The organism is Chitinophaga filiformis (genome assembly GCF_023100805.1).
In the GTDB taxonomy this organism is placed as follows: domain Bacteria; phylum Bacteroidota; class Bacteroidia; order Chitinophagales; family Chitinophagaceae; genus Chitinophaga; species Chitinophaga filiformis_B.
Genome location: NZ_CP095855.1, coordinates 1,925,868 through 1,950,564, shown reverse-complemented (window position 1 = coordinate 1,950,564; position 24,697 = coordinate 1,925,868). Strand labels below are relative to the sequence as shown.

The 24,697-nt window shown below is 47.1% G+C and carries 24 protein-coding genes; 15 read left to right on the top strand and 9 right to left on the bottom strand.

Features of this window, described 5'->3' with window-relative positions:
- Positions 1-31 precede the first annotated feature (31 nt).
- From rdgB to MYF79_RS08025, 11 genes are all read left to right on the top strand, one after another.
- On the top strand, positions 32-625 hold the full coding sequence (gene rdgB / locus MYF79_RS08075) for an RdgB/HAM1 family non-canonical purine NTP pyrophosphatase (RefSeq protein ID WP_247813363.1): 594 nt from the start codon (positions 32-34) through the stop codon (positions 623-625).
- 55 nt (positions 626-680) lie between these two features.
- A complete protein-coding gene (locus tag MYF79_RS08070; protein ID WP_247813362.1) occupies positions 681-1,139 on the top strand; it encodes an acyl-CoA thioesterase in 459 nt (152 codons plus the stop codon).
- Between the two features lie 95 nt (positions 1,140-1,234).
- Complete coding sequence (locus tag MYF79_RS08065) at positions 1,235-1,816, top strand: nitroreductase (protein ID WP_247813361.1); 582 nt, start codon at positions 1,235-1,237, stop codon at positions 1,814-1,816.
- Positions 1,817-1,902: 86 nt separating this feature from the next.
- The gene (locus tag MYF79_RS08060; RefSeq protein ID WP_247813360.1) at positions 1,903-4,506 is read left to right on the top strand and encodes a mechanosensitive ion channel family protein; all 2,604 of its coding nucleotides are present in this window, start codon (positions 1,903-1,905) and stop codon (positions 4,504-4,506) included.
- A gap of 54 nt (positions 4,507-4,560) precedes the next feature.
- Positions 4,561-4,989 carry a thioredoxin family protein gene (locus MYF79_RS08055; protein WP_247813359.1) on the top strand — a complete coding sequence of 143 codons (429 nt, stop codon included), beginning with the start codon at positions 4,561-4,563 and terminating at the stop codon, positions 4,987-4,989.
- 6 nt (positions 4,990-4,995) lie between these two features.
- A complete protein-coding gene (locus MYF79_RS08050) occupies positions 4,996-5,922 on the top strand; it encodes an FAD:protein FMN transferase (RefSeq protein ID WP_247813358.1) in 927 nt (308 codons plus the stop codon).
- Positions 5,909-6,145 (top strand): DUF4266 domain-containing protein, encoded by a 237-nt coding sequence (locus MYF79_RS08045; RefSeq protein WP_247813357.1) that lies wholly within the window; start codon positions 5,909-5,911, stop codon positions 6,143-6,145. Before MYF79_RS08050 ends, MYF79_RS08045 begins: the two co-directional genes overlap by 14 nt.
- A 6-nt stretch (positions 6,146-6,151) precedes the next feature.
- A complete protein-coding gene (locus tag MYF79_RS08040) occupies positions 6,152-7,366 on the top strand; it encodes a DUF3570 domain-containing protein (protein WP_247813356.1) in 1,215 nt (404 codons plus the stop codon).
- 45 nt (positions 7,367-7,411) lie between these two features.
- The gene (locus MYF79_RS08035; protein ID WP_247813355.1) at positions 7,412-7,573 is read left to right on the top strand and encodes a phosphatidate cytidylyltransferase; all 162 of its coding nucleotides are present in this window, start codon (positions 7,412-7,414) and stop codon (positions 7,571-7,573) included.
- A gap of 171 nt (positions 7,574-7,744) precedes the next feature.
- Entirely contained in the window at positions 7,745-9,067 is a 1,323-nt protein-coding gene (locus tag MYF79_RS08030; RefSeq protein ID WP_247813354.1) for an AAA family ATPase, read from the top strand.
- The gene (locus MYF79_RS08025) at positions 9,054-9,752 is read left to right on the top strand and encodes an RloB family protein (protein WP_247813353.1); all 699 of its coding nucleotides are present in this window, start codon (positions 9,054-9,056) and stop codon (positions 9,750-9,752) included. Before MYF79_RS08030 ends, MYF79_RS08025 begins: the two co-directional genes overlap by 14 nt.
- A gap of 10 nt (positions 9,753-9,762) precedes the next feature.
- Here MYF79_RS08025 and MYF79_RS08020 read toward each other — a convergent pair whose 3' ends face one another.
- From MYF79_RS08020 to MYF79_RS07990, 7 genes are all read right to left on the bottom strand, one after another.
- Positions 9,763-10,050, bottom strand: a complete 288-nt coding sequence (locus MYF79_RS08020) for a GIY-YIG nuclease family protein (protein ID WP_247813352.1) — start codon at positions 10,048-10,050, stop codon at positions 9,763-9,765.
- 210 nt (positions 10,051-10,260) lie between these two features.
- The gene (locus MYF79_RS08015) at positions 10,261-11,403 is read right to left on the bottom strand and encodes a glycoside hydrolase family 76 protein (RefSeq protein ID WP_247813351.1); all 1,143 of its coding nucleotides are present in this window, start codon (positions 11,401-11,403) and stop codon (positions 10,261-10,263) included.
- 45 nt (positions 11,404-11,448) lie between these two features.
- Positions 11,449-12,594 carry a SusE domain-containing protein gene (locus MYF79_RS08010; protein WP_247813350.1) on the bottom strand — a complete coding sequence of 382 codons (1,146 nt, stop codon included), beginning with the start codon at positions 12,592-12,594 and terminating at the stop codon, positions 11,449-11,451.
- A gap of 34 nt (positions 12,595-12,628) precedes the next feature.
- Entirely contained in the window at positions 12,629-14,251 is a 1,623-nt protein-coding gene (locus MYF79_RS08005; protein WP_247813349.1) for a RagB/SusD family nutrient uptake outer membrane protein, read from the bottom strand.
- Positions 14,252-14,275: 24 nt separating this feature from the next.
- The gene (locus tag MYF79_RS08000) at positions 14,276-17,764 is read right to left on the bottom strand and encodes a TonB-dependent receptor (protein ID WP_247813348.1); all 3,489 of its coding nucleotides are present in this window, start codon (positions 17,762-17,764) and stop codon (positions 14,276-14,278) included.
- 54 nt (positions 17,765-17,818) lie between these two features.
- The gene (locus MYF79_RS07995) at positions 17,819-18,823 is read right to left on the bottom strand and encodes a FecR family protein (RefSeq protein ID WP_247813347.1); all 1,005 of its coding nucleotides are present in this window, start codon (positions 18,821-18,823) and stop codon (positions 17,819-17,821) included.
- Positions 18,824-18,864: 41 nt separating this feature from the next.
- Positions 18,865-19,464, bottom strand: coding sequence for an RNA polymerase sigma-70 factor (locus MYF79_RS07990; protein WP_247813346.1), 600 nt, complete (start codon positions 19,462-19,464; stop codon positions 18,865-18,867).
- A 496-nt stretch (positions 19,465-19,960) separates the two neighbouring features.
- Here MYF79_RS07990 and MYF79_RS07985 point away from each other — a divergent pair, with 496 nt between their 5' ends.
- Positions 19,961-20,203 carry a hypothetical protein gene (locus MYF79_RS07985; RefSeq protein ID WP_199657785.1) on the top strand — a complete coding sequence of 81 codons (243 nt, stop codon included), beginning with the start codon at positions 19,961-19,963 and terminating at the stop codon, positions 20,201-20,203.
- Positions 20,204-20,308: 105 nt separating this feature from the next.
- Complete coding sequence (locus MYF79_RS07980) at positions 20,309-20,728, top strand: hypothetical protein (protein WP_247813345.1); 420 nt, start codon at positions 20,309-20,311, stop codon at positions 20,726-20,728.
- Here the strand turns inward: MYF79_RS07980 and MYF79_RS07975 are convergent.
- Positions 20,709-21,602, bottom strand: coding sequence for a DMT family transporter (locus MYF79_RS07975; protein WP_247813344.1), 894 nt, complete (start codon positions 21,600-21,602; stop codon positions 20,709-20,711). The genes MYF79_RS07980 and MYF79_RS07975 overlap by 20 nt on opposite strands.
- A 68-nt stretch (positions 21,603-21,670) precedes the next feature.
- On the opposite strand from MYF79_RS07975, the gene MYF79_RS07970 reads away from it, so the two are divergent.
- On the top strand, positions 21,671-21,856 hold the full coding sequence (locus MYF79_RS07970) for a hypothetical protein (protein WP_247813343.1): 186 nt from the start codon (positions 21,671-21,673) through the stop codon (positions 21,854-21,856).
- Between the two features lie 43 nt (positions 21,857-21,899).
- Here MYF79_RS07970 and MYF79_RS07965 read toward each other — a convergent pair whose 3' ends face one another.
- Positions 21,900-23,360 carry a sialate O-acetylesterase gene (locus MYF79_RS07965; protein ID WP_247813342.1) on the bottom strand — a complete coding sequence of 487 codons (1,461 nt, stop codon included), beginning with the start codon at positions 23,358-23,360 and terminating at the stop codon, positions 21,900-21,902.
- A gap of 167 nt (positions 23,361-23,527) precedes the next feature.
- Between MYF79_RS07965 and MYF79_RS07960 the strand changes: the two genes are divergently transcribed.
- A complete protein-coding gene (locus MYF79_RS07960) occupies positions 23,528-23,767 on the top strand; it encodes a hypothetical protein (RefSeq protein ID WP_247813341.1) in 240 nt (79 codons plus the stop codon).
- Positions 23,768-24,697: the final 930 nt, after the last annotated feature.

Genomic DNA, 24,697 nt, shown 5'->3' with positions numbered 1-24,697 from the left:
AATTGCCATAGACACTAATACCGCTTTTCGAATGACACTTGTATTTGCTACCAACAATGAAAACAAGGTAAAGGAAATCCGCTCCATGCTGGGAGACCATTTCACTATCATTACGCTGAAAGAGGCCGGCATCGACATCGATATTCCTGAACCGCATGATACACTGGAAGACAATGCCAGGGAAAAATCATCTGTCATATTTGAGATGACCGGTAAAGACTGTTTTTCTGAAGATACCGGCCTGGAGATTGACGCCCTGAATGGCGCTCCGGGAGTCTTGTCTGCCCGCTATGCCGGCGAACAGAAACTGGCAGATGACAATATCACCCGGGTACTGCACGAAATGAATGGCAAGGAGAACCGGCAGGCGCATTTCAGAACAGTGATCTCCCTGATACTGAAAGGACAGGAATACCAGTTTACAGGCGTATGTCCCGGCACCATCCTCAACGAAAGGCGCGGCGGCAAAGGCTTTGGCTATGACCCAATCTTTATGCCCGACGGAGCGAAACAGACATTTGCCGAAATGGATATGGCCGGAAAAAATCAATTCAGTCACCGGGCTAAAGCCTTCCAGCAGCTGATCACTTTTCTCAAGGACGCAGCGAATAAACCACTTGCCTGAATAACCGGCGAAGGGTACCTATTTCAGCTTCACATTTTTAATTGTACTATCTGATATGGCAAGAGTAAAAATAAATATGCCGGAAAAGCTGGGTTTCACTACGCAGATACCGGTACGTATAACGGATGTCAACTACGGCGGGCACGTAGGCAACGACTCCATTCTGTCCATTCTTCACCAGGCCAGGGTTGACTTTCTCAGAGCCATGGGATTTGAAGAAAGAGGTCCGAATGATGGGCTGATCATGGCAGACGCTGCCCTGATCTATAAAGGAGAAGGTTTCGCAGGCGATATCTTTGATGTCGCTATTGGTGTTGCAGATATCAGTCCCTTCGGCTTCGATATCTATTACAGGATCACAACAACCCGCGAGGGCAAAACGATCCTGATCACCGAGGCAAAATCAGGCATGATCTTCTTCGACTACAATGCCCGTAAGGTGGCAAGACTGCCGGAGGAATGGAAAGAAAAAGTGGCAGTATACGACCAGGATATTATATCCACCGGGAAATAAACTATACAGGAAAATCCCCGTCCCACATGACGGGTCAAAAACGGAAACCGATAATGGGAGTTCCTTCCAAAAACAAATAAACAATCAGGAAAAGAATGGGAACAGCTAATCTGACGAGTATTATCAAACAGCGCCGTAATATCAAACCGGCCAGCATGAATGGGAAAAAGATACCGGACGAACAGGTGCAGGAGTTACTGGAACTGGCCGACTGGGCGCCTACACACGGGTACACGGAGCCATGGTATTTTGTAGTGTTCAGCGGAGATGCGGTAAAACGCTTCTGCCAGGATCATGCAAACATCTATAAAGCGAACACACCCGCCGATAAATTTGCCCAGGCCAGCTACGACAAACTGCAGCAACAGGGCGATCTTGCCTCTCATGTCATCGCCATCTGCATGAAGAGAGGTAACAAACCTGCGATCCCTGAGATAGAGGAAATCGCGTCTGTTGCCTGCGCCACCCAGAACTTATGGCTGGGCGCTACAGAAAGAGGATTTGCCGGCTACTGGGGCTCCGGTGGAATGACCTTCCACCCTGCCATGAAAGAATATCTTTCCTTGCGCGAAGAAGATAAAGTGCTTGGTTTCTTTTACCTCGGATTCACCAATGAACAGCTTCCCGAAGGTAAAAGGCTGAAGCCGAAAGAAGAGAAAGTGAAATGGGAAAAGTAAACTGATCAGGAATTGAGCACCAGGAACGGGGAGTAATACCGTTCCTGGTCTCAACTCCCGTCTTCTTCATTCCTAACTTTAACAGCATGCGGAACCATATTTTTCTGAAAATATTATCTTCCTTTTTATTGCTGCTGCTTTGTACCCACCTGCATGCGCAGAATAAACCCGCCTCTCCGAAACCATTAGACAGTGCAACCCTTAGCAAGATCATCTCACAACAGGTGAAAGATACTTCTTCCGGGAAGTCCACCATCAAACTGTCCGATACCTCCGTTGCCATTATCATCAGCCGGCTCGAAACCTATACCCTGATGCTGAACCAGGTGATGAGCACCCTGCGTCGTGGGCTCGACACCGTAGAGATCAGTGAAAGTATTCCCCTGATAGACTCTTCCATGAGAGTAGTGAGAAGGGACATGGCCGCCAGCGGCAGTACCAACAACATGCACGATCTTTATACCAACAGGGTATTGCTGGTGCAGCTGGAAAGGAAACTGGACAGCTGGCAGGATCAGCTGTTCAAATTCCATGACAGGCTGGTGAACATTACTGACACCTTGCAGCTACTCAGAAAAGACACGACCATGCGTAATTTTCCCGCGGAAGATGAACTGAGGGATATTTACGTCGGACAAATGGCTACCCTCATACAAAAGTGGCGGCAGGTAGACAGTGCCAACAAGACCAATCTCCTGCACCTCGGACTGTTGCAGAATAAAGTAGCCAAAAGATATATTGACGTTACAAACCTGCTGGAAGACATGGATTTTCAGCTGTCCCGGTTCACACAGCGCTTGTTCAACAAAGATTTCAGCTATCTCTGGGAACCGCCTCTTCCGGGTAAAAAAGGCCCTAAATTTCCCCAGGTACTGAACCGTTCCATCCGCAAGAATATCAACATACTCAAGATCTTTTTCGCCGTGCGGGGACCTATCTACCTGCTATGGTTCCTGGCAGCCATACTGTTCCTGTGGTGGGTGGCATTCAATGCACGGAAAGTAAAACGCAAACACGAGGAACGGGAAGCAGAAAGCATACTGCAGCAGTCGCGTCACCTTTACCGGTACCCGGTGGCGAGCACCATTCTGCTGGTATCCACCCTTTCCTTCCTGATCTCCATCCAGTTTCCCATCATGTATACGGGTATCTGCTGGATTGTAACAGCATTCGCAACTACCTGCATCATCCGTCATAATATTCCACCCAATCTGTATAAAAGATGGCTGTTGCTGGTATTGTTGCTGGTTGTCTACTGCATTAACAACCTGCTGATCCAGGTGACATTCACTGAGCAGTGGGGCGTTTTTATTGGTGGTATTGTATCTATTGTGCTGGGCAGCTATCTGCTGCGTACACTCCGGAATACGACCCTGCCCCTGCCTAAATATACAAGGTCTGCCATCTGGGTATTCATTGCCCTCAGCGGACTTTCTGTACTACTGGTGGTGTTGGCCAGGGTCTCTGCCGCCAAGATCATCGGCGCAGCCGGTGTAGTCGGTATTACAATGGCGCCCGGTATTATTTTCATGGTAGAAATACTGATGGAGGCCATCTATCTCCAGGTGGAAGCCAAAAAGGATTCCAGCACCTTCATCTCCATGATCGACTACCAGAATATCAAAGACCGGCTGAAAACTATCTTCTATATAGCAGCTTTTATAGGCTGGCTGGCCCTGATAGCCCGCAACCTGTACCTGTACGATGGCCTTTACGAACTCGTTTCAGATATGCTGGTGGCAGAGCGGAAGATCGGCAACTTTACGTTCTCCTTTAGTAGCGTGATCATATTCCTGCTAATCATCTGGCTGTCGACCATCGTTACGCAGATCATTTCCTACCTGCTGGGATATACCGGCCAAACCTCGCAACCACAGAAGAAACTTGGTTCTGCGATGCTACTCATACGCCTGGCCGTGCTGGGCGCGGGTACCCTGCTGGCCTTTGCTGCTTCCGGTATTCCTATGGATAAGCTGGCAATTGTGGTAGGCGCACTGGGTGTAGGTATCGGCTTCGGTTTGCAGAATATTGTGAACAACCTTGTATCCGGTGTGATCCTCGCATTTGAAAAACCTATTGAGGTGGGCGACGTCATTGAACTGGGCGCCCGTACGGGTGTAGTGAAAGAAATAGGCATACGGTCCAGCAAGATCTCTGCAGGCGATGGATCAGAAGTGATCGTACCCAACGGCGATCTTATAGCACAGCAACTGGTGAACTGGACGCTGACTAACAGGACGCGCCGTGTAGACGTACTGGTGGGTATCGCTTATGGCGCTGATCTGAAAAAAGCGCTGACCCTTGTCAAAGACTATCTTCAAAACCTGGACGATATCCTCAAAACACCGGAACCTGTTGTATTACTTCAGAATTTCCGTGATTTAGGTGTAGATATTCAGGCTATGTTCTGGATCAGCGATCTGGGCCAGGCAGGCACCATCAAAAGCCAGGTATTGACAGATATCTACATCAGGCTCCAGGAGGCGGGTATCAGCATCGCCTACCCGAGACCACAGCAGGTACAGATCAATATGGAGCCGGGCACCTGGAAAGAATCATCCGCCGCTAACACACCGGTCAAACCGGCGGCGCCTGTAACAACGGTGAAGCCTTCTCCGGTAGTACCTCCTTCCGGAACACCGCCTGAAGCGCCAGGGAAGGCCCCTGGTGAGACCGGCGATGTGAAGTAAAATTCCCCTACATTTGTAACAGGTAACCGTGCCACAACATAAACTGATCGCGATATGCGAAGTATTCTGTTCCTGCTTCTAATTGTAGCCTTGAGGGGATCTGCTCATGCCCAGGTCCTCCGATATCCTGATAAAGCATTTGAACTGGCCCAGGCCTCCGGCAAAAAAGTGATGCTGGTGTTTTCCGGATCAGATTGGTGCATACCCTGTATCAGATTTAACAAACAAATATTATCGGATAGTAGCTTTCTGAGCTTTGCAGGAGACAATCTCGTGCTCCTGGAAGCTGATTTTCCGCAGCGGAAAAAGATAGCGGCGCCACTCCGCTTACAATACGATTCCTTAGCAGCGGCATTTAATCCGCAGGGCGCTTTCCCGCAGGTGGTATTGTTAAGTCCCGGTAAGAAACTGCTGGCTTATGTACCTTACCGGGAAGAAACCCCCGCCGGTTTTATCTCCACACTTAAACACCTTCTTCAATAGCCACTCATGCACAGCAGTAAGCTTCATACCAGGTTAATGGGCTCTGATTTTGAGCTGATAGCTACGGGAGCAACAGAAGCGATCACTGCAAGGCGGTTACAGGAAGGCGTATCGGAAATACAACGGATAGAGGCCCTGCTCACAGTGTTCAATGAAAATTCCGTCACCGCACAGATCAACGCGCAGGCAGGCGGAGCGCCGATACCCATCCCCCCTGAAGTATACCAGTTGATACATCGTTGTAATAAGATAAGCACTATTACACAGGGAGCTTTCGATATTTCGGCCGGCGTATTGAAAAAGCTGTTCAACTTCAAATACGAGCACTTCAGCTGGCCTGAAAAAACGGCAATAGAACAGGCGATGCAATGCATAGGCTTCCAGCATATCGCGCTCCTGAACAATCATTGCATACAACTGAAACGCAATGGCATGCGCATCGAGTTCGGAGGCATTGGCAAGGGCTATGCAGCAGATAGGGTAAAAGCGCTCTGGATTGCAGATGGCGCTACCAGCGGTGTGATCAATGCCAGCGGCGACCTGACTGCCTGGGGCACCCAACCGGACGGTGGTCCCTGGAAGATAGGCATCGCGCATCCCGACGATCCCGGCAAGGCACTGCTGTGGTTACCGGTGAACAATGCATCCGTAGCCACCTCCGGGAATTATGAACAATATGTGGAGCGCGGCGGCATCCGTTACTCCCACAACATAGATCCCCGCAAAGGATGGCCGGTACCTTATATCAAAAGTGTAACAGTGGTCAGCCCCAGCGCAGAACTATCCGACGCACTGGCTACCGCCATTACCGTCATGGGCCCCGTTGTAGGCCTTGATCTGGTGAACCAGCTACCGGATGTGCACTGTATCATTATAGACGGAAGGAATAAAGTTATTCAATCGGATAATATTCAAATACATGCAAAAGGCTAATAGCAGCAGCATCCTGCTTGGCGCCACAGGTACCCTGCTGGTATTACTGGTCATGCAGTCATGCGCGACAGTAAAACCATACCAGCGGATGTACCTCAACGACGAGAGTATGCAACTGGGCAAAAGAGGAATAGAAAAATTTGACGAAAACGTACATACTTACCGTGAAGGAAGCAGTGGAGGTGGTAGTGGGAAGAGTAGCGGAGGATGTGGTTGTAACTGATCTTAAATGAAAAGACTATTTATTGCGGCAGGATTGCTGGCGGCCTATTTCACGGCATCTGCGCAAAAAGGAATCGACAGTACGGCTTATAAGAAACAAAAGATCTCTCAGACAGACATACAGGTGCTGTTCTCCTTCTACACGCAGGATGGAAATCATTCAGCCGTAACCGGGGGAACAGGTACTGAAAACCTACAGGTCTATGCTACCGATGTCTCCATCTCCCATCAACGGGACTCTTTGAATACCTTTGATCTCGGATTCGGAATAGACGTCATTACCTCCGCCTCTACGGACCGTATTGATATGGTGATGTCTTCCGCCTCCCGGCACGATAACCGTTTTCATCTTAATACCGGTTATAGCCGCCTGTTGAAAAAGCCCCGGCTGCGTGTGGGCATCAGCAGCGGTCTGGCCCTGGAGTCGGATTACCTCTCCGTCCCTGTTGGCGTTGCCGTATCGCATGACAATGCAGATCATAGCCGGCAATGGTCGGCCACCCTTCAGTATTTCTACGATGACCTCCGCTGGGGAAGATTTGATCCGGACCATTACAGCCCGGAAACCCTGGTCTACCCGTCAGAGCTAAGGGATACCGCCTGGTTCAATATCTATACACGGCAATCGTATAACCTCAACCTGGCCCTGTACCAGGTAGTTAACCAGCGGATGCAGTTTGCCGTTTTCCCGGAACTGGTCTACCAGAAAGGCCTGCTTTCCACCCCCTTTCACAGGGTCTATTTTAATGATGGAAATACCCTAAGAGTGGAAAACCTGCCCCGGGAAAGGTGGAAGTTCCCCATTGGCCTTCAGTTCAACGTATTTGTGGGCAGGAATACCGTTATCCGCTCTTATTACCGCTTTTACCACGATAATTTCGGTATCACGGGGCATACCATACAACTGGAAGTTCCGGTAAAGACGAGCCCCCAGTTCACCGTATCTCCTCTCCTGCGGTTCTATACACAGACGAGCGCGAAGTATTTCAGGCCTTATAAAGAGCACGATATCAATGAAGCGTTCTACACCTCCGACTATGACCTGAGCCGGTTCAACAGTTATAAAGCCGGTGTCAGTGCCCGTTATGCATTGCTGAAACCGATGTTCCGGCATTACTCCTTCCAGGAGATCGGGCTGAGGTATGCGTTCTACAAACGCTCAGACCAGCTATCGGCACATATGGTATCGCTGCTGCTGGATTTTAAGCATAATAAAGGATAGCGTTCCTCTGGCACAGCGTATGATATACTTTCTGAAAAAGAGTATATGAGAAACTTACAACTAGGCCTGCTGGCCTTTGCCGTTATGTTATTGAGCAGCTGTGAAGTAGTAGGAGGAATTTTTAAAGCGGGCGTATGGGTAGGTGTGCTGGCGGTTGCCTTTGTGGTGATTATTATTTTGTGGCTGATAGGGAGAGCGAGGAGATAATATTTTACCTTTTTATGGATAGATAACCGGGATAATGTCCCGGTTATTTTTTATGGGGTGGAGTCAAAATAAGAAAAATGGCACCTCTGCCTTTAAAAAGGCGTATAATTCTTCTGATTTTGGAATATAAAGACGATTTTTGCGATAAACATGCAAAAAAACGCACTTATTATGCTTATCCATTTTTCTGTCTCTAACTTTAAGACGTTCAAGGCTAAGGCGACTCTTAACCTGATTGCTTCGAACTATGATAAAGAAACTCGTGAGGAGGAAAATGTTATGCAGATTCCGAACTTTGGATTAAGGATCTTAAAGAGCGCAGTGGTCTACGGCGCGAATGCAAGTGGGAAGAGCAGGTTTATGGATGCCATAACATTTATGAAAAACTTTGTTATAAGGTCATCGACAGAGCGGCTAAAAGGAGACCCGATAAATGTTGACCTGTTCAGACTTGCCACCGATACTGAAAACGGTTCTGCCGAATTCGAGATATTGTTCCTTCACAATAACGAAATGTACCGGTACGGGTTTGAAATATCCAAACAGGCAGTACTGGCAGAATGGCTCTACCACAGACCTAAAACAAAAGAAATTGAGATCTTCTACAGAGAAGGTCAGCGGTTTGAATTCCATGTCAAAAGATTTCCAAAAGGGCACACGCTTGCTAAAGAAGATCTCGTTCGGGAAAATGCATTGTTGCTTACTGTAGCAGCCCAGTTCAACGATCAATTATCAGGTGAGATAACGGACTGGTTTAAAAAACTTAAAGTAATATCAGGATTACAGGAACACCGCTACCAGGGATTCACCATGGACAAGACGGAAGATGTCATCCAGAAAAAAATGATACTGGAACTACTGGCAGCTGCAGATCTGGGTATTCAGGATATTATACTCGAACGTGTGGATCCTGATAACCTGCCGGCAAATATGCCTAACAGGCTCAAGGAGCTTATCCGGAAAAAGGTAAGTGAAGACAATACAGAATTCATTTCCGATATACTCACCACTCACCGCAGGTATGACGCGGATAATAAGTATGTTGGTGATACTAACTTTTCTCTTGAAGATGACGAATCATCCGGAACTTTTAAGTTCTTCTCACTGACAGGCCCCGTCCTGGATGCATTGGAACAGGGCTATCCTTTATTTGTAGATGAACTGGATTCAAAGCTACATCCGAACCTCGTTTGTAAACTGGTAGAGTTGTTCAATTCCGCAACATATAATCCCCGGAATGCCCAGCTTATATTTAATACACATGACACCAACCTTTTAAGTTCGGGCCTTTTCAGAAGAGATCAGATATGGTTCACGGAAAAAGACAGATATGGCGCAGCCGCCTTGTATTCACTAAGTGATTTTAAGTCGGAGGTAAGAAGAACCGAGAATTTCGAAAGTAATTACATTCAGGGCAGATACGGAGCGATTCCATTCCTTACCGATTTCTCAACGCCATTTACATCCTCAAAAATACCTGATGACAAAAAATAGAAAAACTCAAAACCGACAATACGAGGAGGGATTGCTACCAAACAAACAACAACGTAGAAATCCACCTTCTTTAAAAAGAGCAGCCCCATTCCTTACTGAAAAACCAACTATCTTAATTGTCTGCGAAGGTGAGAATACAGAGCCATCTTATTTCAGGAAGTTCAGGCTTTCATCTGCAACGATAAAAGCTGTTGGTGATGGACGTAATACCGTTGCTGTTGTAAAGCAGGCCATTGAATTATCCTCAAAGCGATACTATGAACAGGTCTGGTGTGTATTCGACAAAGACGATTTTCCTGCCAGGGATTTTAATAGCGCTGTAGCAATGGCTGCTGCCAACAATATAAAGGTAGGCTATTCAAATCAGGCATTTGAATACTGGCTGATCCTGCACTTTGCAGATCATCAGGGAGGCAAAGTGAATAGAAAAGATTATCACCAGATGATAAATACCTATATCCGTCCCCTGGGAATAAGCTATAATGGCAAAGCTGACAAACAAATATCAGAAGAGCTCTTTGATGCATTAATGGCTGTTGATAATGTAACTAAAGTAAAAAGAGTAGAACTCGCTATCAGCCGTGCAAAGAGAAATTATAAAGCTGTAGCTCATTTAAGTCCCGCTGAACAACAATCTGTTTCGACAGTATTCAGACTTGTTGAAGAGATACAAAAATATGCCTGAACAGCATTCCCTACTCCGGCAAGGCCGTCCCTATATACCCATCCCGATAATACTCCTCCTGGATCTTCCCCCATATCCATGCCCTTCCTTTCCCCGATTTCAATACCCATTCCCGTCGTAATGCAGACTGCTTATCATCAAAGTGTTCCAGGTAAATGACCTCCCAGGGCCGGTAAGGTAATGTTCCCTTCTGCCTGCCATATTGGTTATGGAAGTGAAATCTCTTGAGGAGATCAGTGGTATGACCAGTATAAACCTTCTCGAACTGGCGGGAAAAAAGGACATAGACGGTATACATAGACAATGTTATTCCTTAAACAAGGAAAGGTTACCCCGATGGGGTAACCTTTCTTTTGCCTTCATCTCATAGGAAAACGAAGATAGTTATTTTATCCCGGCATATCGGGCTAAAATTTCCGTCATATTATTATGATAGAGAACAACTTACAATTTCAAATGTTTGTTGTCACGTCCTTTTTGTCTCACCTTAACGATATAACGTATCGTTTTAGTCGATCAGCTCCAGCTCTTTCAACCTTGCCACCGCCTCTATCAGCATAGCGCCGCTGAGTTGTGTAGTGAGATCGGTAGTAGCTGCAGTTTTTGTCCAGCTGGTGTTAAATATCACCTGCGGGCGGGTAGTGCCCTGCAACCACATGGTCTGGGCATTCAGCTGCAGAAAGCTGACAAACTTGGCGGCATCAGTGCTGCTAAGGCTTCCATCTGTGATCAGCAGCATCATGTAACGTACCAGGATGCCTTTGAACAAACCACCGTCTCCACCACCTTCATCTTTCATGATATTGCCGCTGCTGAACTCTCCTGCCAATGAGTTATTGGCAGTTTTCATTGCATCGGCGATGTAGGTCTGTTCGCCGGTGATCTTATACAGCTCCACAGCGGCGCCAATAAAGACGCCCTGGTTGTAGGTAAACTTCCAGCTCTTGTTGGTACCGCTGCCATCCAGCCCGTCCCATACAAGACCGGTAACAGGATCCACCAGGTTGTCTTTCTGCCATTGATAGATCTTTTTTGCCCAGGCCAGGTCTTCTCCATTACGGTTCAGCTGATACATGCGGGAAGCAATGATAGACGCCGGGGCATTGGCTGGTGTATTCTTGTTCTGCCGGTCTTTATTCCAGTAGATGCCACCACCCCAGGTATCATCCCAGCCGCCTTTGATATCATTCCACAACAGCTCTGCGGTTGTTTTGTAGCGATCGTCGCTGGTAGCCTCGTAGGCACGCAGGCAGGCCAGCGCCATCCACTCCATATCGTCGTAGAAATGATTGATATAGGTATTGCCATTTTTAGCTTTCATACCCTCCAGCAAATCATCCATACGCGATTTGACAGCAGCGTCGTTTGTACGCAGATAAACGTCTGTCAGCACATCCAGTGCATGCGCATTGGGCCAGTAGTTGAAAGTAAGATCGCCCGCATTGTTCTTGTTGAAATACTTGCCGCTCTGATTGTAAAAATTACTGATCAGGGAAGAGGCGGAAGAATCAGCAATAGCCGGCCAGTTGTATTTATAGGTCGATTTGCCGGCGCCCGGTCCCGGACCGTCATCCACAGGCTCTTTCAGACAAGCCGTGAAAGTGGTGGCCATAGCCGCTGTTATTGTAAATAGAAGGAATATCCGACGCATAAGCTTTTAATTGATCATTTACGTGATATGAATACCGGTACCGGATTAGCGCACTATTACCTGGTGCGTATAAGTTTTATCCGGAGAGAAATACAGTTTCACGTCACAGTTTTTACCATCTACTTCTGAAGCAAATTTGTAACAGTAGTTATACTGATCGCTGTTTACAACAGGCTTTAATTCCCAGAAGGAAAGCGGTGTTGTAGCTGTAGGGCGATTGTTATCGGCATTGGAGCTGCCATACCATTCTGTACCGGCTGTACCATCTGCCGCTTTCACACTCACACGGAATTTATAACGCTCATCGCGCCCCCATGATTCCTGGTGGAAATTGATCAGCTTATTCTCAAATGTCCAGGTACCATTGGAAGTATAGCTCAGGTCGTACATAATGCTATTCTCAGGCGCAAACCAAAGACCAATAGCAGTGATCTCTGTAACAGTAGCCGCCGTATTATTGAAGTCCAGACGCAGACGGTATACCTTTGTACCACCGGACTGTGTGCTCTCCCCTCCTTCTCTCAGGGCTGCACCATCAATGAAGTAAGTAGTAGGCGTACCGGTATTCCTGTCTACGAATTTGTATTTACCATCCTTCAGGGATGTATAGATCTCAAATACACCGGGAGCTGTTGACTTCAGCTTAACTGCCTGTGCCAGGTCAGCGCCGGCCTCAGTAGCATCGCCTGTCAGGTATACATCCACAGGAATTTCAGCAAAGCCATTAGGTCTTTCCACCTCTATGGTGCGGGCTTCTTTTGCAGGCTGTATGTTATATCCTTTGGACGCATTTACGGTCCATTTCAGTTTACCGGTAGCCAGGGCAGCAATACCCGCTTTTCCGGCAATGCTGTTCAGGTCTTTGTGAGAAAGCGTCAGCTTGTTCTGCACACCACCACCGTCAGAAGTGATCTTGGCAATCGGGTTGGAGAAATCGCCTCCATCTTTATCAATCACTACTTCATACAGTACCAGCGATCCGTCTTCTGCACGGGCCTGATCCCATTCAAAGCTTACTGTAGCGCTGGTGGCGGGCTGCAGCTTAATGTATTTATCATCAACAGGTGCATTCAGCCTGCTCACAGGCGTCAGATTGGTATTCAGTTCATGATCGTCTTTTCCACAACCGGTCAGTATAAGTCCCAGTGAAACCGGCAGTGCAAGGAGTATATTGGCGAAAAATGTTTTCATATCGTATCAGTTTGAAAAATATTAATGTGGGATATTACCAATCCTGGTTCTGACCAAGATTTGTGTTCTGATCGCGTTCAAACGTGGGCACCGGCCACAGGTAATGCTTCGGATTAATGAAAGTTCTGTCTTCCACAATGATATAACCATTGGCATCTCTTCTGAAGGCGCCTCCGGATACTTTGATACCTCTTACAGGCTTGCTCATTACCTGGTCGGCGATCTTCCAGCGGCGGATGTCCAATGCGCGTACACCTTCAAACGCCAGTTCCGATCTTCTTTCGCGGCGCACGATGGTACGCAGTGCATCCTGTGCTACGCCCGGAAACTCCAGCGCTCCCGCATCATTAAAACCTGCACGTACACGTAAAGCGCGGATCGTTTGATTCCATACACCGGCATCCAGCTGGCTCAGTTCATTCTTCGCTTCGGCATACATCAGCAGCACATCTGCATAACGGATCACGATGAGGTTTAGACCTGAGTTGTAGTTGGTAGCAGTACGGTCGTAATATTTATAGAAGTAGTAACCGGTTGGAGAAGCACCCTGGTCATCTACACTGTTGGTAGACGGATTTGAACCAGGCCTGGTCAGGATAGTCTGTACCTTGCCGTCGAAGTCTGTGATGGTAGAACCATCGTGCAGGATGGTAGCATTAAAACGGGGATCCCTGTTGGTGTAAGGATCATTTTCATTATAACCGGAGCCTGCTTCCCTGATGCCCTTTCCGTTCACCATAATGTAGTCATCCACGAGGTCTTGGGTAGGCACCAGCGTACTTCTCAGCAGTGCTACGGTCTGTGGCAGGAAGTTGCGTTGAGAGCTGTGGGTACGGCCGCCACCATATTGTATATCGAAGATCACTTCGCTATTGTACTCATTGGCGGTAGTAAAGATATTACTGTAGTTGCTCAGCAATGCATATGTACCATTGTTGGTATTGTTGATCAGCAGCTCACAGTCATTGATCGCGCCCTGCCACTCGCCTTTGAACATATGTACCCGCGCACTCAGGGCAATAGCAGCGCCACGGGTGATACGGCCCTTGTCTTTCTCCTGGTAGCCGCCATTAGCGCCTGTATAGCTATTTACCGGCAGGTCTGCACGGATGGCGGTCAGTTCGGACTGGATAAAGTCGAGCACAGCGTTTTTGTCTGTACGGGAGATGCTTTTGGCTTCTTCGATGGTGATCAGGTTCGTGTAAAACGGTACATCGCCAAACCAGCTTACCAGCTGGAAATAAGAGTAAGCACGGATAAACCTTGCCTCTGCCAGGATGCGGTGTTTCAGTGTTGAATCCAGCGCAGGTACCCTGTCGATGTTTGTTGTTACAATATTGCACTTGCGGATGCAGGTGAACCGGTATTTCCATTCTTCGGTAAGCCGCTGATTGGACGGATCGTAAGCCCCGGATGCAATGGTGGAGACAGCCTTGTAACCGATACCGTTTACAAAGGCGTTATCGCTCAGTGCTTCATCGCCGAAATAATAGCTATCGTCAGACAGGTTCTCATAACAGCTGGCAAGCGCTGCCAGTGCATCATCAGCCGTCCGCCAGTAGGCGGCGTCTGTGTAATCGCGCGTGATAGGCTGGTCCAGCTTACGGCAGGAGAACAGCAGAGTGACGCAAAGTATTGGTAATAATAATTTCTTCATACTAATGAACATTGAACACTATTATCAGAATTTCAGATCCAGACCAAATGAGAAGGTGGCTGCATTTGGATAACTACGTCCTGCGATAGCGTTATAGTTGGTAAAGGACAGTTTATCATCAAACTGTGTGAATTCCGGATCTACACCCAGGTCGCGGAAGCGGCGTGGAGTGAAGGTCAGCAGGTTCTGGCTGGTGAAATACACCCGCGCGCTCTGGATGTGCAGTGTCTGGCTTACGCTGCGAGGCAGTGTATAACCGAATTGCAGATTCTTTAAGCGCAGGTATTTGGTGTCAAACAACCAGTAGTCGGAATACGCAAAGTTGTTGGCATCAGCAGTACCGATAGTCAGCCTTGGATAGCTGGCATTGGGATTGGTAGGCGTCCAGCGGTCCAGGTGTTGTTCGAAAGCATGGTCCTCATTGTTGTGGAATGCCTCTACGATATCGCCACGGAGGAATTGGCTTCTTTTACCTACGCCCTGCCAGAACATGGAGAAATCCCAGTTCTTCCAGTTAGCCGCATAGGTAAATCCGAAGGTGTAGCGTGGGAATGGATTACCAAATACGTAGCGGTCGTCCGCGTCAATAGTACCATCTCCATTACGGTCAATGTAACGGATATCGCCCGGCATTACCTGTTGATTGTAGGCAAATGGTACTTTGGGCGCACTCTTGATGTCGTCCAGGTTCTGGTACAGACCGTTTGACTTATAACCGTAGTAAGAAGCGATCGGGAAACCTTCTTTGATGATGAAGGTGAAGTCTGAGCCCTGAATGGACTGCTCACCGTATTTCACCACTTTATTCAGGTTGTCAGACAGGTTGCCGGAAATGGTGTGATTAACGTTTCCTGTTTTTGCATGATAGGACACTGTAAGCTCCCAGCCTTTGTTCTGTACCTTACCAACGTTCTGCAGGGAAGCGCCGATACCGGCGGTACCAGGCACTACCTGGAACAGGTAGATACCATCTGTGTTCTTATTGAAGTAGTCGAAAGATGCGGAGATCTTGTTGTTGAAGAGATCTACATCCACACCATAGTTGCTCATAGTAGAGATTTCCCATTGCAATGTTTCATTGTAAGCGGAGAAATCGGCGCCGGTGTTAGGCGTATTGTTGAACGGATATTTTCCGGTGTTCAGGGTTACCCTGGCCAGGTAGTTGAAACCTCCGATGTTGGAGTTACCCACCTGTCCCCAGGAGTAACGGAACTTTACGTTACCGTATTTTTCCTTGAAATCTTCGAAGAATGCTTCATCAGTGATCCTCCAGCCCAGTGAGAAAGCGGGAAAGAACTGCCAGCGGTGACCGGGAGCCAGTTTGGAAGAACCATCATAACGCCAGGTAAATTCCGCCAGGTATTTGTCGTTGTATGCATAGTTCACTCTTCCGAAAAGAGAGTTTAATGCATACAGGTTCGGATTAACGAAGTCATTGTAAGTACCGATGTTGGCATAATCGAAAGTACCGTCCGGCTTGGGAATATAGCCGCCGCCGATGGACCAGTCATTGTCCAGGTTGGTAGTGCCATAACGGGTAGCTTTCAGTCCGTACTCTTCGTTGATAGCATCACTACGGCCACCTACCTGCGCCTTTACATAATGTTTACCGAAAGTATTTTCATACTCTGCGGTAGCGTATACGTTGGAGGCAAGATCTTTGAACTCATACTCATACATCCTGTTATACAGTGGCGGATTGGCCGTGGTATAGTAAGATGCGTAGCTATATTTGTTCTGACGATCGGTCTGGTTGGTGATGGAGTAGGTACCGGAAGCATTGAAATTAAGCTTGAAATGTTTTACCGGTGTGATGGTAACATCCAGGCCGCCCAGCAGGTTGTCTTTCTCTTCCTTGTTGAAACCCTGGTATTTCAGTTGTGCGAGCACGTTGTTGCTATTCAATGACGGCACTACGAAATTGCCCAGTGAATCGAGTACGGGGTAGATGCGCGGCGTACGGATAGCATCCCTGATCAGGATACCGATATCTGCCTGCTGCCGGCGTTTGATGCCTTTAGTATAGGCGAGATTCACATTTACTTTCACATACTTGCTTACGTCTACCGCGAGGTTAGCCCTGGCATTGTAACGTTTGTAGTAAAAGTCTTCCGTTACATAAGAGTTCTGCAACATATTGCCCTGATTCACATATCCCAGTGAAACGAGGTAGCTGCTGGATTTACCGCCACCGGTCATGCTGATGCTGTGGTTCTGCATAGGTGTATAGTCGCGCAGCATTTCCTTCAGGTATGCGGGCTCAGAGCCGCGTTTATGCCAGTAGTTAATATTGTCCGGAGAGAACTGTGGCGTTTTACCGGAGTTTACCAGCGCTTCATTTTTCAGTGTCATGTATTCCCAGGCCTCCACGTTACGAGGCAATGTGGTAGGCGTTTGCCAGCCATACATACCGTTGTAGGTAACACTTGGCTTCTCGTCTTTTTTCCCTCTCTTGGTAGTAATGTAGATAACGCCGTTGGCAGCCTGTGAACCATATATGGCGGAAGAAGCAGCATCTTTCAGTACGGAGATGCTTTCTACATCGTAGGGGTTCAGGTTCTGCAAACCATCGCGGCCAGCCTGCACACCATCGATGATGATGAGCGGAGCATTACCTGTCAGACTGCCAACGCCGCGTATATTGAGGGTCATTTGTGCGCCCGGCTCTGCATTATTCTGCTGGAGTATCAGGTTAGGCGCTGTACCCTGCAAAGCCTGGAACATATTGGCAACGGGCCGGCTCTCAATATCTTTAGTGGAGATCGTATTGATTGCCGCCGTTACCTGCGTCTTCTTTTGTGAACCATAAGCGGTGACCACTACCTCTCCCAGGTCCTTAGAGTCGGCAGTGAGCATTACGGTAATATTAGTTCTTCCGCTGATCCCTACTTCCGATGGGATGTAACCAACGGAAGAGCAAACCAAGGTACCATTGGCTTGCCCAGCTGGGATCTTTAGCGTAAAAAAACCCTGATCATTTGAAGTGGTGCCGACGCTGGAACCCTGCAAACGAATATTCACATTCGGGATACCTTCTCCCTTATTGTCAACGATCCGGCCATTGATCGTAATTTCAGCCTGCTGCATAGTAGTAGCTGCCGCCTGGCGCAGAATGATCTTGTTACTGATCATTTCGAACTTAATGTCCAGTGGAGACAGCACCATGTCCAGTACTTCTCCCAGTTTTTTGTCTTTGACGGACAGGGAGATCTTCTGTGCTGCTTTTATTTCATCATTTGAATAAACAAACACGTAAGGTGTCTGCTTTTCTATTTTCTCCAGCACCTGCCCGAGCAGTTCATTGTTTACCTGGAGACTAATACGGTTTTCAAGTGGGCTTTCTGTATCCCTTACCTGTTGGCCCTGGCCATATGCAGCATGATTTGCTTCAGCGGCAAATGCACTCTGCGCTTTCAGGTCCAGCATGTTTAACAGTACCATGCAGACAAAAAGCGGCAGGAACAACGAGCGGAAAAGTCCCGAAAAACGCATGGGTAGCGGTCTTTCTTTCATAACGCAGCTGTTTGTGAATTGATTTGATTGAATTAATAAATGGAACGTGAACGATTATTCTGTAATCAGTAATGTGCTATCAGTGATGGTATAGTGGAACGCTTTCGACCTGGCCAGGTAATACATGATATCCTGCAGGCTGTTGTCCTGGAAAGCCCCTGTAAGCCTGTAATAACGTGGCGCATCACTACCAAAGCTTACCTTCTTGCCAAATGTCCTTTCCAGTTCGGAGGCTATCTCTTCCAGCGTTTTATCGCGGAATACAAGTCTTCCCTCTGTCCAGGCCTTATCATCCTCTGCAGATGTTGTTTCCTTTATAATAGCTTCTTCTTTATCGTCAGCAACAGCCGGGCGATAGGTCACTTTTTCATCTGGTGTGATATAGATGGTATCAGGTTGCTGTCCGGCTGCTACGACCGGGATGAAGGCCACTTTACCTGTTTTGACAGATGTCTGCACCGCTTCATTTTCATAGGCGCGGATGTTGAAAGAAGTCCCAAGCACATGTATGGTACCGGAAGAAAGGTGTACGATGAACGGTTTCTTCGGATTGGCGGCAATATCAAAGAAGGCCTCGCCGCTAAGGTAAACCTCGCGGGTGTCATTGTTGAACACTTCCGGATAGGACAATTTGCTATCAGCATTCAGCCATATCTTACTGCCATCCGCCAGTTCTATTGTTGCCTTGGTAGCCTTACCATTCTGTCTTTCCATCAGCTTAGCCACTTCCGCCTGCTGTTGTCGGGGCCTGAGTACCACAACGGCAACAGCAGCGATCAATACGGCGGCAGCGGCCACGCCAACCCATTTCCAGGGGAACATCCTTCTTACAGGAGTTGAGCTGATACTGATCCTGGACATGGTACGTTGTAATGCCTGTTCTGTTTCGGCAGAAGAGTGATATGCCGATACTGTGAAGTACTGTTGCAGCAGCTGGTAGCGTTCGCGGAGTTCAGGATATTCCTGCAACATCACATCAAGCTCCAGCTGTTCTGCCGTGGTAGCTTCTCCAGCCAGTTTCCTGGCGGCTAACGTGGTAAATAATTCTTCGTTTATCATACGCGATTGTACCAGAAGGACAGGGAGAATGGAAAAACTACTTACAGGGAATCCGGTTTTTTATTTTTTGCTTTCAACCTGTTGGCTACGTATGGCCCTATTACTTCATTCAGGCGCTTCATAGCGCGGAACAATTGGGTCTCTACTGTACGGGGAGAAATATTGAGGATCTCTGCTACATCTTTATATTTAAAACCTTCCTCCTTGATCAGCTTGAACACACGGCGACATTGATCCGGCAGCCGGCCCACTTCCTGATCCATTTTAAAGAGGATCTCCTTCCACTCCATAGTACGTTCCGGGTCGACGGAATTGGTGAGCTGGGAAAGTCCTGATTCGTCATTCAGGGGGGCGATCCGCAGGGAGGAATATTGTTCCAGGTAGTTCAGCGAATGGTTTTTAACCGCTACAAAAAGGTACACTTCAAGATTGGAGATTTTTTCCAGCTCTTGCCGGCGGTTCCAGATCTTTACGAAGACATCTGAAACGATCTCTTCAGCAGCTTCGCGGGAGTAAACATATTGGATAGCAAAATATAACAGACGGTCGTAGAAATAACGGAACAGCTCTGAAAAAGCCTTTTCATCGCCGTCACATGCAATCTGCCGTTGCCATTTTATGATGTTCTCATTGTTACTCATACTGCACTGAGCTTCATTTTCAAGTCCCCCGGAGGTAAATATAAGGATGATTATCGCGGAATTTTTCCCCCTAAATATTGGTATAGTTCTAAATTACCATTATCATGATAACTTCACAGCATATCTGATCAAGATATTATCAGTTGTCAGACAATGTGATCAGATGTATTGATCCGGTTTTCCGGCAGGCATAGTACTCAGTGGGCCTTATAAATTTTTGTTATCAGTTTCTACACGTGTGATTCCCAGTATGTTCTATCTTGGCCTTGCCCAGTCTGTGTTGCCGGCTGGTCCGGATTTTGATCCGGTATCTATACTAGGACAGGCGATCCGGAAAAACTACTTACAGGAGTAAAAAAAATATTTGGCAAGTCTCGGATTAGGAATAATTTTAAATCGGATCGTAACTATATATAAAAGAAGTTTTAAGTGTTTTTATGACAAAAAATGCGTAATTTTAATAGCTATGACCAAAACCAGAAAATCATAATCAGATATGATGTCATCTACATTTACAACGATATTGGTGATTATTGCGGTGTTCGCTTCACTGTCGTCTCTGGCCTTAACGCTGTTACGCGCATCCAGGGAGACGGCGAGACTCAAGAGGATCCGCCGGTATCCACCAAAAGCGCTGGTGGTAGAAGACAAATCAGGACATGTTGTAGTGCTTGATCTCGAAAAACAGAATGATACACAACAGATACTCCGTACCCTCGATGTATTATTAGGGAAATAGATCTCATCATTTTAATTTCACCTTATCACTATCGCCTGGTCAAAATACCATCATCCACTATATTTTTTATCCTTAACGATTATCCTATAAAACCATTTTCATTCGTTGGAACAAGAAAATTCACTGGTTGCTAACCCATCCACGCAATCTTCCAATACCCAGCAACCAACTTCGACATCAGCCAGCATAGCCGGCGCGGGAGGTGGTACCTTACTGGTGCTGCTGGCCAACAATTTACCTGACGCTTACCCCCTCAAGTCATGGCTGGTCATCATAGCGCCCAGCGTGTCTATTGTATTGTCCCTGTTCTGGAAATTCATTTCCCGGAAGTCCAATGCATATTTCAAAGTCAAGAAAGTAGAAAGGTCTAAAAAACTGCTGTTGCAGAAAATTGAAAATGCCCTGCAGAACGGGATAATATCTGAAAAAGAAGCAGTGATGCTGAAAAAGAAAATGCGGGAGATCGAGCTGCAAAGCATCGACAACCTGGCTAATAAGATCAAGTCTATTGATTTTGAGGAATAGTGGATTGTTTTCTGAACTTCTCCTGCTGGGCCAGATAAAGGCCGCCAATTACCAGCATGGTGCCTGCAAAGGTATACCAGGTGATAGGCTCGTCCAGGAGTATCCAGGAATACAGGAAGCCAAATACCGGGCATAGGAACAACCAGAGAGATGCCCGTACAGCATCCCTGCGCACCAGGTAGAACCATAACTGCAAAGCCAGTACGGATACAGGCAATACCAGCCAACCCACGGAAAGCCAGAACTGCGCATTAAAATGGGAGGTTTTAAAATCGGCAAAGAGCGCTGTAACGGGAATGAACAACAGCCCTCCCAGGAATACCTGCCAGCCGTTTATCACCAGGCTGGAAAGCCGCTGGTTGATGCGGGCGTAATATACTGTAGCAACAGATACGGAAAACATCCCCAGCATCAGGATCAGTATACCGCCGATCGTGGCGTGACTGTCCAATAGTAAAGGATAGGTTGCCATGGCAACACCTGCCATACCGAGGAATATGCCGGTAACCTCATACCACTTCAACGGCCGCTTTACCCATAAGGCAGAGATAACCATTATAAACAGCGGATTGGTAGCGGTAGCCAGGCTCCCGATACCTGCAGATACTGTTTTCATCGCTATTACAAAACACCCCAGGTACACGGTGGTATTCAGGCAACCAAAAACTGCCAGGTGCATCCACTCCTTCCCTTCCGGCATTGCATGCTGTCCCTTCCTGATAAGGTATGCGAAGAGCAACATCCCCCCTCCTGCCAGGAAAAACCTGACGTTAGCAAGGATCAGCGGATCGGCTGCATGAATACCAAATTTTGTGGCAACTGCGGCTGATGCCCACAGTAAAGCAAAGAGAAGACCTATTACGAGCTGGCGCATTTTATTCCTGTCTGTTTGTAAACGGGTGTAAAAGTAGGTAATTCCTGATGTTATTTTAACAAAATAGCGTGAGCGGAGAAGCAGAGATGACGGAGAGCAGAAGGAAGGAAGAAGGAGAGAACAGGCAGGGAGGTCGATTTGGTATTGAAGGCATCAGTCAGGAAAAACAGCTACCGGTAGTTTGGTTATTACCACCTAAACTACAGGTAGCTGTTTTATTATTCGAGGGGCGAATGGCTTATTGTTCACCATAAGTCACGCCTTGGAAACTGTTTTACTATTCCGGGCGCGAACGGCTTATTGTTTACCGTAAGTCACACCCTGGAAGTTGTCCGTACGGAAAGGACTGGCGGGTAAGCCGGCCCCATTGTATAAGTTGCCACTTGGGTTGTTTGACCAGTTATAGCGCACCGCTACCGGCTTCTCCACTTCGGGACTTGTCACCATGACGCGGTCGCCCACAATACTAGCTTCTGCCCAATGGAATTTCTTATCTGCACCGGCAATCTCGAAGCCTTTCAGCTTGCCTCCTCCCTTCACCACCAATCCATCGTCCTTATGGCTAAAAGCGATATATACCTTGTTTCCGGCTATCGTTTTCAACTGGTAGAGAGGACCGGAGTACGGGATCTTCTCTCCATACACCTTCGCCCTTGCAATAAGCGACAGGCGGCGGGCTACCTCCTGTTTATTCTTTGGGTGAATATCTTTATCATCTCCGATATCAATAGCGGAAGCCATGCCTGTATTCGGAACCGACAGGGTCATTAACTGGGCTTCACGAAGTTCTGCCCAGTCAGATTCCACAGGTTGTTCTTTCTTTTCCGTAAAATTCGCCAGTTGTACAAAATAGAAGGGGAAGTCGCCATTCTTCCATTGTTTACGCCAGTCTTTGATCATTAGGGGGAATAATTCCCTGTACTGGTATGCCCGGCCAGCGTTTGCCTCTCCCTGGTACCAGATAACCCCGCGAATGGCGTAAGGCAGCAAGGGGTGGATCATCGCATTATAAAGAAGGGTAGGCTTATTGGGATTGGATGGCGACTGCGGTGGTGTCAGCTGTTCGAATGCCTTCACTGTATCTGCAAAAGCGGGCATTGTTTTCAGGGATTCCCCGCTGGTCCAGGCCTCGGCTACCGTTCCTCCCCAGGAGCTGTGAATAACGCCCACGGGTATATGCTCATGTCCATAGATCTCCCTGGCAAAGAAATACCCAACGGAAGAAAATTCCGGTACACTCTGCGGAGAACAGACCTGCCAGTTTCCTTCCCAGGGAGTAACATCATCCTGAGGAGCAGTACTGGTGGTGTGTTTTAGCTGAAAAAAACGGATCTGGGGATAATTCGCAGCTGCAATTTCCTGCTCATAGTTCAACACTTTTCCCCATCCTTTAACGGGCATTTCCATATTGGACTGGCCCGACGCCACCCAGACGTCCCCGATCAGGATGTTGTCCAGTTTTATTGTATTGTGTCCGGATATGGTCATTGTATAGGGCCCCCCTGCTATTTGGGCAGGCATTTTCACCTTCCAGCGGCCATCTGCTGCCGGAAGGGCAGTAAAGGTCTGATTACGGAAGGTAAGGGTCACCTTCTCCCCCTTGTCGGCCCATCCCCATATATTCAATGACTTGTTACGCTGTAATACCATGTTGCTACCGACCAAAGCGGGTAAACGAACATCGGCATAGCTATTCAGCATTAGTGTGCATGACATCAAACCTGTCAGCATTGGTTTTAATAACGTGGTCAGTTGCATGAAACGATCGTTTTTATTCTGCCGATCAAGGTACAAAATGGGGAATAGATGCGCAATAACTTCCCCTGATAAAGTATCCTATGTGGTAGCTTTTGTTGGCTTTTTTATGGGTACTGATCATTTTGGCACGAAATTTTTATATCTCTTTTGCATAAAACGATAAGATCATGATAAACGGTATCATCACACTCGATTTCGACATAAAAGCATTGCACTATCTGAATAGCAACAGCCGTTATATCAAAGCTACTGCTGATGCCAACGGAAATACGGACATAGCTTCCGCCGCTTTACAATACTACAAATCGACAACAGATCATTCTGATATACAACTGGAAGACGAAGAAGACGTGAGCAGGTTCAAACATGTGGCGCGCCGCTTCTTCAGTGAATTCAGCCAAAACTGATTTTTCATCCATTCAGCCCCGCTTGCATCCGATTGCTCATTCATTCGTTACCCCATTCATCCATTGTCCTTGTTTCATCCATTAGACTCCATCATTCATTTGTTTTCCCATTCATCCATTGCCCGTTTCATCCATTAGACTCCATTATTCATTTGTTTCCCCATTCATCCATTGCCCGTTTCATCCATTCGACTCCATTATTCGTTTGTTTCCCCATTTCATCCATTATCCCGTTTCATCCATTCGACTCCATCATTCATTGTTCTCCCCTGGGTTTTCATTCATTGTGCTTTCCCCATGCATCCATTGTGCCCCCGAGGGAACGCATCCATTATAAGACTAACCTCATTATCCATTACCCAAAAAAGTAAGCGCCTGCAAAGCCATATTTGCAGGCGCTTTTATATAAAATCCGTCTATCTTCCCCTTTTATAAGTAAGGCTGCGTGAATGCCTCCTGTCACTCCTTTTCCTGTTTAGAACAGCTTATAATAAGCTGCTCTTTAGCTGTCATAACCTGTATACAACGTAGCACCGATACGAATGGCCTTAACTCACATCATCCTATGTCCGAATGTAAAATGAACATAAGTTAAAGCCATTGGTAACCGTTGATGCTTGTCTATAACGGATACATCCTGTGTATTCCCGGAGCACCAGCATACCTGATGAAGGAAAAAGATATTGGCCGCTTCATCTTTTTATGTCATTGATTTATCTTAATTGGAAGAGAAAGGGATAAAAAAAGTAAAGGTCGTCAAGAATGACAACCCTTTCTAACCATATCCTAATAAAAACCAAGTTCTTTACTTTCTATGCGATAACATATCAAGTATAATATTTTAAATAAGATTTTTCTCTTGTGTAATTGCTTATAGGGAAAGGGTGGGACCTTTTTTATAGTATAGGACAGAAGCAAATCTCTTTCGTT

What these genes read in the sequence shown, in the direction of transcription:
- rdgB (WP_247813363.1), top strand. Translation starts at nt 32, where the DNA reads ATGACACTTGTATTTGCTACCAACAATGAAAACAAGGTAAAGGAAATC.
- MYF79_RS08070 (WP_247813362.1), top strand. Translation starts at nt 681, where the DNA reads ATGGCAAGAGTAAAAATAAATATGCCGGAAAAGCTGGGTTTCACTACG.
- MYF79_RS08065 (WP_247813361.1), top strand. Translation starts at nt 1,235, where the DNA reads ATGGGAACAGCTAATCTGACGAGTATTATCAAACAGCGCCGTAATATC.
- MYF79_RS08060 (WP_247813360.1), top strand. Translation starts at nt 1,903, where the DNA reads ATGCGGAACCATATTTTTCTGAAAATATTATCTTCCTTTTTATTGCTG.
- MYF79_RS08055 (WP_247813359.1), top strand. Translation starts at nt 4,561, where the DNA reads ATGCGAAGTATTCTGTTCCTGCTTCTAATTGTAGCCTTGAGGGGATCT.
- MYF79_RS08050 (WP_247813358.1), top strand. Translation starts at nt 4,996, where the DNA reads ATGCACAGCAGTAAGCTTCATACCAGGTTAATGGGCTCTGATTTTGAG.
- MYF79_RS08045 (WP_247813357.1), top strand. Translation starts at nt 5,909, where the DNA reads ATGCAAAAGGCTAATAGCAGCAGCATCCTGCTTGGCGCCACAGGTACC.
- MYF79_RS08040 (WP_247813356.1), top strand. Translation starts at nt 6,152, where the DNA reads ATGAAAAGACTATTTATTGCGGCAGGATTGCTGGCGGCCTATTTCACG.
- MYF79_RS08035 (WP_247813355.1), top strand. Translation starts at nt 7,412, where the DNA reads ATGAGAAACTTACAACTAGGCCTGCTGGCCTTTGCCGTTATGTTATTG.
- MYF79_RS08030 (WP_247813354.1), top strand. Translation starts at nt 7,745, where the DNA reads ATGCTTATCCATTTTTCTGTCTCTAACTTTAAGACGTTCAAGGCTAAG.
- MYF79_RS08025 (WP_247813353.1), top strand. Translation starts at nt 9,054, where the DNA reads ATGACAAAAAATAGAAAAACTCAAAACCGACAATACGAGGAGGGATTG.
- MYF79_RS08020 (WP_247813352.1), bottom strand. Translation starts at nt 10,050, where the DNA reads ATGTATACCGTCTATGTCCTTTTTTCCCGCCAGTTCGAGAAGGTTTAT.
- MYF79_RS08015 (WP_247813351.1), bottom strand. Translation starts at nt 11,403, where the DNA reads ATGCGTCGGATATTCCTTCTATTTACAATAACAGCGGCTATGGCCACC.
- MYF79_RS08010 (WP_247813350.1), bottom strand. Translation starts at nt 12,594, where the DNA reads ATGAAAACATTTTTCGCCAATATACTCCTTGCACTGCCGGTTTCACTG.
- MYF79_RS08005 (WP_247813349.1), bottom strand. Translation starts at nt 14,251, where the DNA reads ATGAAGAAATTATTATTACCAATACTTTGCGTCACTCTGCTGTTCTCC.
- MYF79_RS08000 (WP_247813348.1), bottom strand. Translation starts at nt 17,764, where the DNA reads ATGAAAGAAAGACCGCTACCCATGCGTTTTTCGGGACTTTTCCGCTCG.
- MYF79_RS07995 (WP_247813347.1), bottom strand. Translation starts at nt 18,823, where the DNA reads ATGATAAACGAAGAATTATTTACCACGTTAGCCGCCAGGAAACTGGCT.
- MYF79_RS07990 (WP_247813346.1), bottom strand. Translation starts at nt 19,464, where the DNA reads ATGAGTAACAATGAGAACATCATAAAATGGCAACGGCAGATTGCATGT.
- MYF79_RS07985 (WP_199657785.1), top strand. Translation starts at nt 19,961, where the DNA reads ATGATGTCATCTACATTTACAACGATATTGGTGATTATTGCGGTGTTC.
- MYF79_RS07975 (WP_247813344.1), bottom strand. Translation starts at nt 21,602, where the DNA reads ATGCGCCAGCTCGTAATAGGTCTTCTCTTTGCTTTACTGTGGGCATCA.
- MYF79_RS07965 (WP_247813342.1), bottom strand. Translation starts at nt 23,360, where the DNA reads ATGCAACTGACCACGTTATTAAAACCAATGCTGACAGGTTTGATGTCA.
- MYF79_RS07960 (WP_247813341.1), top strand. Translation starts at nt 23,528, where the DNA reads ATGATAAACGGTATCATCACACTCGATTTCGACATAAAAGCATTGCAC.